The sequence below is a fragment of the Homoserinimonas sp. A447 genome (genome assembly GCF_054489325.1).
On record NZ_JBTMWW010000001.1, the window covers coordinates 745,996 to 759,271 of the forward strand.

The 13,276-nt window shown below is 65.5% G+C and carries 11 protein-coding genes; 8 read left to right on the forward strand and 3 right to left on the reverse strand.

Annotation, left to right across the window (positions count from 1 at the left end; genetic code table 11):
• Positions 1-22 precede the first annotated feature (22 nt).
• Entirely contained in the window at positions 23-760 is a 738-nt protein-coding gene (locus ACX3O0_RS03645; RefSeq protein ID WP_459106835.1) for an SDR family NAD(P)-dependent oxidoreductase, read from the reverse strand.
• 129 nt (positions 761-889) lie between these two features.
• Here ACX3O0_RS03645 and ACX3O0_RS03650 point away from each other — a divergent pair, with 129 nt between their 5' ends.
• A complete protein-coding gene (locus ACX3O0_RS03650) occupies positions 890-1,543 on the forward strand; it encodes a DsbA family oxidoreductase (protein ID WP_459106836.1) in 654 nt (217 codons plus the stop codon).
• Positions 1,544-1,615: 72 nt separating this feature from the next.
• Here ACX3O0_RS03650 and ACX3O0_RS03655 read toward each other — a convergent pair whose 3' ends face one another.
• Positions 1,616-2,104 (reverse strand): aminoacyl-tRNA deacylase, encoded by a 489-nt coding sequence (locus ACX3O0_RS03655; protein ID WP_459106837.1) that lies wholly within the window; start codon positions 2,102-2,104, stop codon positions 1,616-1,618.
• A gap of 112 nt (positions 2,105-2,216) precedes the next feature.
• Between ACX3O0_RS03655 and ACX3O0_RS03660 the strand changes: the two genes are divergently transcribed.
• The 4 genes from ACX3O0_RS03660 (at position 2,217) to ACX3O0_RS03675 (ending at position 7,454) form a co-directional block, all read left to right on the forward strand.
• Positions 2,217-3,449, forward strand: coding sequence for an amidohydrolase (locus ACX3O0_RS03660; RefSeq protein ID WP_459106838.1), 1,233 nt, complete (start codon positions 2,217-2,219; stop codon positions 3,447-3,449).
• A 3-nt stretch (positions 3,450-3,452) separates the two neighbouring features.
• A complete protein-coding gene (locus tag ACX3O0_RS03665) occupies positions 3,453-4,967 on the forward strand; it encodes an MFS transporter (protein ID WP_459091092.1) in 1,515 nt (504 codons plus the stop codon).
• 86 nt (positions 4,968-5,053) lie between these two features.
• Entirely contained in the window at positions 5,054-6,214 is a 1,161-nt protein-coding gene (dusB, locus tag ACX3O0_RS03670; protein WP_459108443.1) for a tRNA dihydrouridine synthase DusB, read from the forward strand.
• Entirely contained in the window at positions 6,207-7,454 is a 1,248-nt protein-coding gene (locus ACX3O0_RS03675) for a deoxyguanosinetriphosphate triphosphohydrolase (protein WP_459106839.1), read from the forward strand. The genes dusB and ACX3O0_RS03675 overlap by 8 nt, the downstream gene beginning before the upstream one ends.
• Here ACX3O0_RS03675 and ACX3O0_RS03680 read toward each other — a convergent pair whose 3' ends face one another.
• Positions 7,455-8,261, reverse strand: coding sequence for an SDR family oxidoreductase (locus ACX3O0_RS03680; RefSeq protein ID WP_459091096.1), 807 nt, complete (start codon positions 8,259-8,261; stop codon positions 7,455-7,457).
• Between the two features lie 75 nt (positions 8,262-8,336).
• Between ACX3O0_RS03680 and dnaG the strand changes: the two genes are divergently transcribed.
• The 3 genes from dnaG (at position 8,337) to ACX3O0_RS03695 (ending at position 13,276) form a co-directional block, all read left to right on the forward strand.
• On the forward strand, positions 8,337-10,241 hold the full coding sequence (gene dnaG / locus ACX3O0_RS03685) for a DNA primase (protein ID WP_459091098.1): 1,905 nt from the start codon (positions 8,337-8,339) through the stop codon (positions 10,239-10,241).
• Between the two features lie 190 nt (positions 10,242-10,431).
• Positions 10,432-12,063, forward strand: a complete 1,632-nt coding sequence (locus tag ACX3O0_RS03690; RefSeq protein ID WP_459106840.1) for an ABC transporter substrate-binding protein — start codon at positions 10,432-10,434, stop codon at positions 12,061-12,063.
• A gap of 115 nt (positions 12,064-12,178) precedes the next feature.
• A complete protein-coding gene (locus tag ACX3O0_RS03695) occupies positions 12,179-13,276 on the forward strand; it encodes an ABC transporter permease (RefSeq protein ID WP_459091102.1) in 1,098 nt (365 codons plus the stop codon).

A 13,276-nucleotide genomic window follows, 5' to 3' on the forward strand; every position in this document is an offset into this window, starting at 1 on the left:
AACACCGCGCAACGGGTGAAAACTAGCCGGCGGTGTAGCCACCGTCGACGACGACCTCTGACCCGGTCATGAACGACGACTCGTCGCTGGCGAGGAACGCGATGACGTTGGCGACCTCTTCCGGCTCGCCGAGCCGGCCCATCGGGGTCGTGTTGATGAGGTATTCGCGGTCAGTGTCGCCGAGGATCGGCGTGTTGATGTAGCCGGGGTGGACCGAGTTCGCCCGGACGCCCTTCTTGGCCCAGCCGAGGGCGGTGTTCTTGGTGAGGATGCGTACTGCCCCCTTGGCTGCCGCATAGCTCGGTCCGCCAAGGCCGCCCACGATGCCGTACATGGAACTGATGTTGACCACCGAGCCGTTGCCGGACTTCTGCAGTTCGGCGCTGGCGGCCTTCATACCGAGGAACGCGCTGGTCTGGGTGACGGCGATGACCTTGTCCCAGCTCGACTGCGGGGTGTCTTCGATCGGCAGCGTGTCGCCGATGCCTGCGTTGTTGACGAGAGTGGTGAGCCCGCCGTAGGTCTCGACGGTCTTCGCAACGGCAGCGTTCCAGTCGCTTTCGCTGGTGACGTCGAGGTGCACGTAGGTGGCCTGGCCACCGGCATCCGTGATTTCCTGTGCGACAGTCCTCCCTGCGTCGTCCTGGATGTCTGCGATGACCACGTTCGCACCACCCTGAGCGAACTGCAGGGATGCTGCCTTGCCGATGCCACTGGCTCCGCCGGTGACGAGTACGGTTTTTCCTGTGAATCGAGCCATGTCGATCTTCCTCTCTTCTGAGGCGTAGACGCCTCTCTGGTAATGCCAGTTATCTATGCAAATGCATGGAACACGGGTTCTATTCCTATCGCTGGGAATGTTGATACGAATGCATGAGTTGCACCGGGTATGAGCGAAAAGATCAAAGTCGACGTCTGGTCCGATGTGCAATGTCCCTGGTGCTACATAGGTAAGCGCAAGTTCGAGGCGGGTGCACAGGAATTCGGGGGAGAGGTGGAGGTCGAATACCACTCCTTCGAACTCTCCCCGGACACCCCGGTCGATTTCCAGGGCAGCACCGCCGACTACCTGGGCAAGCGCAAGGGGATGCCGCTCGACCAGGTGCACGGGATGCTGGCGAACGTGACCGGCATCGCCAAGAGTGTCGGTCTCAACTACGACTTCGACTCGGTCAAGCAGACGAACACGGTCAAGGCGCACGAGCTGCTGCACTACGCCAAGGCCCAGGGCAAGCAGCTGGAGATGAAGGAGCGCCTGCTGAAGGCCTACTTCGAGGAGGGCCACCATGTCGGGCGCATCGAGGATCTCGCCGACCTGGCAGTCGAGGTCGGCTTCGACCGGGCGGATGTCATCCGCTCACTCACCGAGGAGCAGTACCTGTCCGCCGTGAAGGCCGATCAGGCGCAGGCGATCGAGTATGGCATCCAGGGCGTCCCGTTCTTCGTGATCGACGGCAAGTACGGCGTCTCCGGTGCGCAGGAGGCTGCCACCTTTGCGCAGGTACTGCAGCAGGCGCGCGACGAGAAGGCGGCATCAGCGTGAGCGGCCTCATTCCGCTCGGCGACCCCGAGGCGATTGCCTGCGAGGGCGATGCCTGCCTGATCCCTCCTGCCGCTACGAGCGGGGTGCCAGCGGCTCGGTGATGTCGGCGACGGTCGCGTCGAACGAGGCGAGCAGGGCATCCGCATCGGTGAACAGGCTGATGTCGTGTTCCCCCGCCCCGAGTGACACACGCCTGCCGACCATGCCGGCGTCGGCGTAGACCGGCCAGGCAGTGGTGCTGCCGAGCGGGGTGATGGTCCCTCGCGCATACCCGGTGGCCTCGAGTGCCCTGGACTCGTCGGGCAGCGACAGCTTGTTCACTCCGATGAGGGCGCGCAGCTTCGGCCAGGAGATCTGGCGGTCACCCGGGATGAGGGCGAACAGGTACGAGCCGTCCTTGTGCTTGACCACGAGCGTCTTCACGATTCCTGACGGCTCGATGCCCAGCAGCTCGGCGGCGTGCTCGAGGCTGGTGGCCCCGACCCGGTCGACGATCTCGATATCGAGACCGCGAGCCGCGGCATCCGCCTCAACACGGTCACGTCCTGTGGGCTGGGTCATGGAACCACTGTAGTTCGAACCAAGTGGTGACTTTCTGGTGCAATTCCGCGCATCGCACTTAGTCTTTCCCCAGGGCATCGCCCAGGCGCCCGACCCTCCGGACGGGAAAATTGTGAGCGTAGACGAGGATGTACTGACCAGGCTCGACGGTGAGCTCGAGTGGTTGCGGCGCCTGTACACCGACTTTCACAGGAACCCCGAACTGAGCGGTGAAGAGACTGCGACCTCGAAGCTGGTCGCCGAGCACCTCGCGTCTTTCGGCTTCGAGGTGATGCGTCTCGGCGGCACCGGTGTTGTAGGAGTTCTCAGCAACGGCGACGGTTCGGTGGTGTTGGCCCGCGCCGACATGGACGCGCTTCCTGTCAGCGAGGCAACCGGACTGCCTTACAGCTCTGAGGTGGACGGGGTCATGCACGCCTGCGGGCATGACGTGCACGTGACCGCATTGCTGGGGGCGGCGAAACTGCTCTCCGATGCCCGCGAGTCGTGGGCTGGCACCTACATCGCCTTGTTCCAGCCGGCCGAAGAGACCGGTTCCGGCGCGCAGGCGATGGTCGACGACGGGCTCGTTGCCAGCCTGCCGAGACCGGATGTCGCGCTCGCCCAGCACGTCATGCCGCTTCCAGCGGGGACACTGGCTACGGCACCCGGGCCGGTGCTCTCGGCGGGCGATTCGATCAGGATCACGGTCTACGGGTCGGGTGCGCACGGCTCGATGCCGCACCTGTCGATCGACCCGGTGGTGCTGGCCGCATCCATCGTCCTGGGGCTGCAGACCATCGTTTCCCGCGAGACGAGGCCGGGCGAATTCGCCGTCGTCACTGTCGGAGCCCTGAATGCCGGCACCAAGTCGAACATCATCCCCGACCAGGCCACGCTGCTGCTGAACATCCGCACCTACGACAACCAGCTTCGCGCGCGAATTCTGGCATCGATCGAGCGGATCGTCGCGGGGGAGTGCGCCGCGGCTGGTTCGCCCAGGCCGCCGGATTTGGAACGGTACGACCAGTTTCCGTTGACCAGTAACGACGCGGTGGCGACTGACCAGGTGACTGCCGCCTTCGTCGCCCACTTCGGCGCCGAGACGGTGAGCCGTGCCGATCCGCAAACCGCATCAGAGGACTTCAGTCGGATACCGGATGCCTTCGGCGTTCCGTACACGTTCTGGTTCCTCGGCGGAGTCGATGCCGAAGCGTATCGGGTGGCGGCAGAAAAGGGCACGGTGGCCCAGGACATTCCGGCCAACCACTCGCCCCGGTTCGCGCCAATGATCGACCCGACGCTGTCGATCGGCGTTCAGGCGCAGGTGGTCGCCGCGCTGTCATACCTGGCGAAGGAGGAGTAGCACATGTCCAGTTCCCCGACTGTGACCAAGGCCGGAACCCAGTGGAAACCGACCGACGCCTGGTTGCTGGGCGTTGTCCTGGCCGTCATCAACTTCTGGCTGTTCGCCCAGACCCTGCTTAATGTCATCCCGGGAATCCAGGAGTCCCTCGGCGTCGAACGAACACTGGCCAACCTGGCGGTGTCTATCACCTCGCTGTTCTCCGGGATCTTCATCGTCGTCGCCGGCGGTCTCGCCGATCGGATCGGCCGGGTCAAGATCATGTACATCGGCATCTACCTGAGCATTGCGGGGTCGCTGCTGATCGCGATCACGCCGGAGCAGGCCGGTGCCATCACGGACGCAGCGCTGTTGGGCGGGCGCATCATCCAGGGTCTGTCGGCCGCCTGCATCATGCCGTCCACGATGGCGCTCATCAAGACCTATTACGAAGGGAAGGCGCGGCAGCGGGCTCTCTCCTTCTGGTCTATCGGTTCGTGGGGTGGCTCGGGGTTCACCGCTCTCTTCGGCGGCCTGATGGCGACATCCGTGCTGGGCTGGCGATCCATCTTCTGGATCTCCATCGTGCTGTCGATCCTTGCGCTGTTCCTGGTTCGAGGTACACCCGAGTCCAGGGCGGAACCGCATGCGGGTCACGATTCCTTCGACTGGGGCGGCCTCATCGCCTTCATCGTCGCCCTCGTGGCGCTCAACGTCTACATCTCGCAGGGTCCGGCGATCGGCTGGCTCAGCTGGAGCGGCATCGGACTCGTCGCGCTCACGGTCATCGGGGTGCTCGCCTTTTTCGCGATCGAGACGAAACGCGCCGCGCCGTTCCTGAACCTCTCGCTGTTCCGCAACCTGACGTTCTCCGGGGCGACGCTGTCGAACTTCCTGCTGAACGGTGCGGCTGGCACGCTCATCGTGTCACTCGGGCTGGTCCAGGTCGCGGCCGGCATGTCGTCCCTGCAATCCGGACTCTTGACGATCGGCTATCTGGTCGCCATCCTCGCGACGATCCGGGTGGGCGAGAAATTACTCCAGCGTTTCGGGCCGAAACGCCCGATGATCTGGGGCAGTGCGATCGCCGGTGCGGGGATCCTGCTGACCTCCATGACATTCGTTCTCATCGAACAATATGTCGTGCTCGCCGTCATCGGATTCACGCTGTTCGGCATCGGACTGGGGTTCTATGCGACTCCGTCGACGGATGCCGCACTCGCGAACGTCCCGGACAACGAGGTGGGTGCCGCCTCCGGTATCTACAAGATGGCGTCGTCGCTCGGAAACGCGATCGGTGTCGCCGTCTCGGCCGCGCTTTATGTGGCTGCGCAGGCCATGGACCCGGAGACAATCCGCTCCTGGGGACTCTTCATCGGGGATCAGACGAACGTTGCCCTCCGCTTCGGCGGGGCCATCGGCCTGCTGTTCAACTTGTTCATCGTGGTCGTGGCGATCGTGTCCATCATGGTCACGGTCCCGACAGAGAAGGCTGAGAAGCGACCAGAGGTGCCGGCGACGCCGTCCATCGGCAGCTAGTTCCCCCGGGTGGCGAGCCGCGCCCGAGTTTCTGGGAGAATTGTGGGGTGACAGTCCTCGACGCAACCGCCATGAGCACCTCCGGGATGCGATCGGACGCGCCGAAAACTGACCTCCCTGCGCTCAGGATCGGGCCACTCGAGCTCGAGGTTCCGGTCGTTCTCGCCCCGATGGCGGGCATCACCAACACGGCGTTCCGTCGCCTGTGCCGCGAGTTCGGCGCAGGCCTCTACGTCAGCGAGATGATCACCAGCCGCGCCCTGGTCGAGCGCACGCCGGCCTCAATGAGGCTCATCCAGCACCACGAGTCGGAGACGACCCGCAGCATCCAGCTCTACGGAGTCGACCCGAAGACGGTCTCCGAGGCGGTCACCATGCTGGTCGCCGAGGATCGTGCGGACCACATCGACCTGAACTTCGGATGCCCGGTGCCCAAGGTCACCCGTAAGGGCGGGGGAGCGGCGCTCCCGTGGAAGCTCGGCCTGTTCCGCGACATCGTGGAGAGCGCGGTGAAGGCCGCAGGCGACCTGCCGCTGACGGTCAAAATGCGCAAGGGCATCGACTCCGACCACCTGACCTATCTGGAGGCAGCCAAAGCCGCTGAAGGGGCCGGCGTCGCCAGCATCGCGCTGCACGCCCGCACCGCTGCCGAGTTCTACAGCGGGCAGGCCGACTGGTCGGCGATCGCGAAGCTCAAGGAGACCATTTCCGGCGTTCCGGTGCTCGGCAACGGCGACATCTGGTCCGGGGCGGATGCCATCCGCATGGCCCGCGAGACCGGTTGCGATGGCGTCGTGGTGGGTCGCGGATGCCTCGGCAGGCCGTGGCTCTTCGGAGACCTCGCCTCCGCATTCCGCGGTGAGGCAGAGGTTGCCCGGCCTTCACTCGGCACGGTGGCCGCAACCATCCGCCGCCACGCCGAACTGCTGGTGGAGTTCTTCGACAGCGAGGAACGCGCCTGCCGCGACATCCGCAAGCATGTCGCCTGGTATTTCAAGGGGTATCCGGTCGGTGGCGAGCTTCGTGCCAGCCTGGCCACCGTCGAATCCCTGCAGCATCTCGACGACCTGCTGGGCACCCTCGATTGGGATATGCCATACCCCGGGGAGGGCGCCGAGGGCCCGCGCGGTCGCGCCGGTACGCCGAAACGTACAGCGCTGCCGGAGGGCTGGCTTTCCAGCCGCGAGCTCGGCGACGTGCACCGAAGCCAGCTGACCGAGGGCGAAGCGGATACCACCGGTGGTTGACGCGGCGTACGGCGCACACGACACCGCGCGGTTCCTGCCGGAGGAGCACTACTCCCGGCGCAGCGATTTCGCCCGCGATCGGGCCCGGCTGCTGCACTCGAGCGCCCTGCGCCGGCTGGCGGCCAAGACCCAGGTGCTGTCCCCGACGCAGGGGCTGGACTTCGCCCGCAACCGCCTCACCCACTCGCTCGAGGTTGCCCAGGTCGGGCGTGAGCTTGCAACCAGCCTCGGCCTGGACCCCGACGTCGTCGACACAGCCTGCCTCGCACACGACCTCGGACATCCGCCGTTCGGCCACAACGGAGAGCGGGCACTGAACGCCTGGGCAGCCGACATCGGCGGTTTCGAGGGGAACGCGCAGACTCTTCGGCTGCTCACCAGGATCGAGCCGAAGGTCTTCGGGCCGGACGGTGCGCCGTACGGCCTCAACCTGACCAGGGCGAGCCTGGATGCCAGTTGCAAGTACCCCTGGCCGGACACACGCTCAGTGGCCGACCCGAGCGGTCGGGCCAAGTTCGGCTTCTATTCGGATGACCTCGCCGCCTTCGAATGGCTGCGTGACGGCGCGCCGGAGGGGAAGCTGTGCGTCGAAGCCCAGGTCATGGACCTCTCCGATGATGTTGCATACTCCGTGCACGACTTCGAAGATGCGATCGTCGGCGGGTATGTGGATGTCGCCGCCCTGAGCGCTCGCGTCGACCACGACGAGCTGGTCGACTCGATGTTCGCCTGGATCGGCGGCGAATTCGACCATGACGAGCTCATCGCGGCGTTCGACCGCCTGGCCAGCCTGGACGCCTGGATCGACACCTGGGACGGCAGCCGCATCGAGCAGGGCAGGCTCAAGAACCTGACCAGCCAGCTCATCGGCCGGTTCGGTGCCGGCGCGGTGAATGCGACGCGGGAAGCCCACTCTTCCGGATCCCTGGTGCGCTTCGGCGCCGACGTCGTGGTTCCGCGCGCGGTGCAGGCGGAGATCGCCGTGCTGAAGGGCATCGTCGCCGCCTTCGTCATGTCGAAGAACACGCGGCAGCCGATTTACCGGCAGCAGCGTGACATCCTGACCCAGCTGGCCACAACGCTCTTCGAGCGCGGTCCGGACAGCCTGGACATCGGGTTCGCCGCCGATTGGCAGGCTGCGCAGACGGATGCCGGCCGCAAGCGGGCTGTCGTCGACCAGGTGGCGAGCCTGACCGACCAGTCCGCCCTCACCTGGCACGAGAGGCTCGTGCACTCCTAGCTACCGGCGCTGCAGCCCGGGAATCTCGGTTGAGCCCGGCTCGCCGGCCCGCGGCTTCCGCGGCTCCCGCAGCAGGATGCGATCAACCAGGCGGTCGGGCAGCACGCCCAACCCGCGCGAGATCAGCCCGGTGCGCTTCGGCACGGTGGCCTTCTCCCGGCCGGCGCGGATGGCGGCGACGATTCGCCTGGCCGCCTCGGCCGGCTGGATCATCCCGGGCATGTGCATGGTGTTGCCCGCGATTAGCGGCGTCTTCACGTAGCCGGGCGAGATGGTTGTCACAGTCACGCCGTGCGGCCTCAACTCGGCACGCAGGCTCTGCAGATAACGGATGAGCCCGCCCTTGCTGGCTGCGTAGGCACCGTTTCCGGGCATCCCGCGCCACCCGGCGATGCTGGCGATCCCGACGAGGGTGCCCCTGCGCTGCCCGCGCATCCCGGAGATGAATGGCTGGAAGGTGGTGGCAACGCCCAGCAGGTTGATTTCGAGCATCCGCTTCATCACGGCCAGGTCGCCCTCTTCAGCGGTGTCGAACCCGCTGGCGACGCCGGCGTTGGCGATCACGACATCCGGCACCCCGAAGGCGGCGATCCAGTCCTCGGCGACGGCGTTCATGGCTGCGCTGTCGCTCACGTCAGGGGTGTAGCTTCGTGCCCGCGTGGGGGCGAGCGCGGCCAGGCCGGCCAGTATGGTCTCGTCGCGACCGACCAGGGCGACGGATGCTCCACTTCCCAGCAACGCTGCCGCCAGTTCGCGCCCGATGCCTCCACACGCTCCGGTCAGCACCACGTTCGTGATCTGTCTCATCCCTCACCCCTTCGCGAGTCGACTCTATTGTCCACCGGGCCGGGTCGGCTGCGGCCACCAGCCTAGAATTGGCCCATGGCCGGCCTGATTCGACGAAGCGACATCGATGAGGTCCGTGCTCGAATCAATATTGCCGATGTGGTCGGTGACTACGTCACGCTGAAGGGCGCCGGGGTCGGCTCGCTGAAGGGCCTGTGTCCCTTCCACGACGAACGCAGCCCGAGCTTCCACGTCCGCCCGCAGGTCGGCCGCTACCACTGCTTCGGCTGCGGCGAGGATGGCGACGTCTTCAGCTTCCTGCAGCGCATGGACCACGTCTCGTTCACCGAGGCCGTCGAGCGGCTCGCCTCTGGTCTCGGCTTCGAACTGCACTACGAGGACGGCGGGCAGGCGAACAGCGACCACGGCAACCGTGCGCGCATCCTCGCCGTCAACAAGGCGGCGGCGGAATTCTTCGTCGCCAGGCTGACGGAGCCGGATGCAGCGCCCGGGCGAAGCTTCCTGGGGGAGCGTGGTTTCGACTCCTCCGCAGCCGAGCGGTTCGGCATCGGGTTCGCCCCGAAGAGCTACGACGCCCTGAGCAAGCACCTGAGAACACTCGGATTCACGGATGACGAGCTGCTGGCCTCCGGCGTGGTCGGGCAGGGCGATCGCGGCTTGTACGACCGCTTCCGCGGGCGCCTGATCTGGCCGATTCGCGATGTCACCGGCCAGACCCTGGGCTTCGGCGCGCGAAAACTGCTCGAAGACGACTCAGGGCCGAAGTACCTCAACACGCCCGAAACCGCGGTCTATCACAAGTCGCAGGTGCTCTACGGGCTCGACCTCGCCAAACGGGACATCTCCCGCGGCAAGCAGGTCGTGGTTGTCGAGGGGTACACGGATGTGATGGCCTGCCACCTGGCCGGCGTCACCACCGCAGTCGCCACCTGCGGTACCGCGTTCGGCGTCGACCACATCAAGGTTGTTCGCCGGGTGCTCGGCGATGTCGACAACGCCGACTCGCGCGGGCTGGGGGAGGTGGTGTTCACCTTCGACCCGGATGAGGCGGGCCAGAAGGCCGCCAGCCGCGCGTTCAGCGAGGAGCAGCGTTTCGCAGCCCAGACCTACGTCGCCGTCGCCCCTGAGGGGCTCGACCCGTGTGACCTCCGGCTGAAGCGCGGGGATGACGCCGTGCGCCGCCTGGTCCAGGGCAAGAAGCCGATGTTCGAGTTCATGGTCAGGCGGGTGCTGGGGGGCTTCGACCTCGACACTGTTGAAGGCCGCGTTGCCGCACTGCGGGCATCCGCCCCCGTTGTCGCCGGAATACGGGACCAGGCCCTCAGCATCGGCTACGTGCGCAACCTGGCCGGCTGGCTGGGCATGGACCTGGGGGAGGTCGGTCGCGCTGTCAACGCCGCCAAGTCACGGTCGGCGGATGCCCGGGGCACAGACGCAAGGGACGCCCGACCGCCCCAAGCCGGGACAACCGCCGAGAACCCTGACGGCCAATCACAGGAGACCGGTCCGTCACTCGTGCACCTTCCGTCCGACCCGGCCACCAGGCTCGAGCGCGATGCGATCATGGCGATTCTCCAGCAGCCGCTCGAAGTGGGGCGTCCCCTGGTGGAACGCGCGGCCCAGACCGGGTTCTCCAACGCTTCGCTGGCAGTGGTCAGGGACGCGATCGCCGCAAGCCTGGACGCACTGGAATCGGCCGGCTGGCTGGAGCGCATCATCGACGAGGTCCCTGCCCCGTTCTCGATGCTGGTGAAGGAGCTCGGGCTGGCGCCCATCCCGGAGAAGTCGGGCCGCGAGCTCGCCGCATACTGCCAGGGAATCGCATCGTCGCTCATCGATCGCGACCTGCTGCGACGGAAGGCCGACCTGCTCGGACGGCTCCAGCGCACCGACAGCGCGCAGGAGCCGGAGCGCTATGCCGAGGTCCAGCGCGAGCTGGTCAGGGTGGAAGCGGAGCGGCGCGCTCTGCGCGAAGACTGATCAGCCGATCCGGGCTCATTGCAGATCCATAAACATTGCCCGGCGAAGTCGTTTGCTCCGGGCCATTGCTCGTAACCTGTGTTAGCAAGACATAGACAGCGCGCACGAACTGCGCCGCTGCGTCACCGGCGCCCCCAGCCCACCAGCCGGGGGTGCTCATCACGACAGAACAACAGAGAGGTAGACGGATATGACGTCCGGATCAAGCTTCAAGAAAAGAGCGCTGACAGTGCTCGGTGGCACGGCCACCGCGGTACTCGTGCTCACCGGTTGTGCAGGAGGTGGCAGCGGCGACGAGCCTTCGAGCGACGCCATCACCATCGGCACCACCGACAAGGTCACGTTCCTCGACCCCGCCGGCTCGTACGACAACGGCTCGTTCGCGATCATGAACAATGTGTACCCGTTCATCATGAACTCACAGCCCGGTACAGCGGATGTCGAACCAGACATCGCAGAGTCCGCCGAGTTCACCGCTCCCTCCGAGTACACGGTCAAGCTCAAGGAAGGGCTGACCTTCGCGAATGGCAACGAGCTGACCTCGTCGGACGTCAAGTTCAGCTTCGACCGCCAGCTCGCCATTGCGGACGAGAACGGTCCATCCACGCTGCTGTACAACCTGGAGGAGACCGAGGCTGTCGACGACACCACCGTCGTCTTCCACCTGAAGCAGGACAACGACCAGATCTGGCCGCAAATCCTGAGCAGCCCGGCCGGTCCGATCGTCGATGAAGAGGTATTCGCCGCTGACGCGGTCACCGACGACGACGCGATCATCGACGGCAACGCGTTCGCCGGCCAGTACGTGATCGCCAGCTACAAGTTCAACGAGCTGGTTCAGTTCAAGGCCAACCCCGACTACCAGGGCGTCCTGGGGGAGCCGGTCACCGACACCATCAACCTCCGTTACTACGCTGACTCGTCGAACCTGAAGCTCGACGTTCAGGAGGGCAACATCGATGTCGCGACGCGCAGCCTCTCGGCTACCGACGTCGAAGACCTCGAGGGCGACGACGGCGTCACGGTGAACTACGGTCCCGGTGGAGAGATCCGCTACATCGTGTTCAACTTCAACACGATGCCGTTCGGCGCATCAACGGCTGAGGCAGACGCGGACAAGGCTCTCGCGGTCCGCCAGGCCATGGCCGACCTGATCGACCGTGAAGAGATCGCCAGCCAGGTCTACAAGGGCACCTACCTGCCGCTGTACTCCTACGTTCCGGACGGACTGACGGGTGCCACTGAGTCGCTCAAGGGCCTCTACGGCGACGGCGACGGCGGACCTGATGCAGTCAAGGCTGCGGAGCGTCTCACCGGTGCCGGAATCACCGAGCCGGTCGTGCTCAACCTGCAGTACAACCCGGACCACTACGGCCCGAGTTCAGGTGACGAGTATGCGCTGATCAAGAGCCAGTTGGAGACGGATGGCCTGTTCACGGTCAACCTGCAGTCCACCGAGTGGGTCACCTACGCTGAAGAGCGTTCGGCTGATGTCTACCCGATGTACCAGCTGGGTTGGTTCCCGGACTACTCGGACGCTGACAACTACCTGTCGCCGTTCTTCCAGACCGACAACTTCCTGGCCAACCACTTCAGCGACGCTGAGCTGGACCAGCTGATTCCGGCGCAGGCTGTCGAGATGGACGCTGACACCCGTGTTGGGCTGATCGAGGACATCCAGGACAAGGTTGCGGCGCAGCTGTCGACCCTGCCGTTCCTGCAGGGAGCCCAGGTTGCGGTTTCCTCCGCTGGCGTGACGGGCGTGGCTGACACGCTCGACGCGTCGTTCAAGTTCCGCTTCGGTGTCATCGGGCGGGGCTAGTCGCGATCCGGTTACTATCGAATAGCTAAATCGGCAACAAACCGAATCGGGGGCGATCCGTGATTATGCGGATCGCCCCTTCGTTTCGGGTGCCTCCCGAACCAGATAGGCGACAATGACTTCACCCGCGCTGGCGGTCTCGGACCCACAAGGTCCGGTGGCGCCGCCCAGGAAGCCGAAGGCTTCCGGAGGCAGCAATCTTGGCCGTTACATCGTCACCAGGCTGCTCCTGATCATCCCGACCGTGTTCATCCTGGTGACCATGGTCTTCATGCTGATGAGGCTGATCGGCGACCCGATCACCGCAGCACTGGGTGGCCGGCTCTCCGCCGAGCAGCTGCAGGAGCGCATCCACGCAGCCGGGTATGACCGCCCGCTGATCGTGCAGTACCTCGAGTACATCGGCCAGGTGTTCACCGGAAACTTCGGCAGCACCATCAGCGACGGACGCCCGGTCACCGAGATCCTCGTGACCTATGGCGGCGCGACGCTGGAACTCGCCTTCTACTCGCTCATCGTCGCGTTCATCCTCGGCATTCCGCTCGGCATGGTCGCCGCCTACTTCCGCGACAAGTGGCCAGACGCCGTGCTGCGGGTCACGGCCATCCTCTGGTACGCCACGCCCGTCTTCTTCTCCGCGCTCCTGTTCAAGCTGGTCTTCGCCGTCTGGCTGAAGTGGCTCCCGGTCGCAGGCCGCGCATCCACTCGCACCGAGCTGGACATCCAGTTTCTCGAGAATCCGACCGGATTCCACCTGATCGACGCGTTCCAGACCGGCAGTTCGAACAATGTGGCGGATGTCCTCTCCCACGCGGTCCTGCCGGGTCTCGCTCTCGGGCTGCTGACGGCCGGCGTCTTCCTTCGCCTCGTGCGCACGAACGTGATCGGCACGCTCTCTGCGCAGTACGTCGACGCGGCCAGGTCACGCGGTGTCCGGGAACTGCGGTTGGTGACGAGGCACGCCTACAAGCCGGCTCTCATCCCGATCATCACGGTCATGGGCATGCAGATCGCCCTGCTCCTCGGCGGCGCGGTGCTCACCGAGACGGTGTTCGAGTGGAAGGGCCTCGGGTTCATGCTCGTGGAGTACCTGTCCGCGCGAGACTACGTCGCGGTGCAGGGCATCGTCATGCTGCTCGCGGTTATCGTAGCCGTCACCAACTTCATCGTCGACATCATTGCGGCGCTCATCGACCCGAGAGTGAGGTACTGA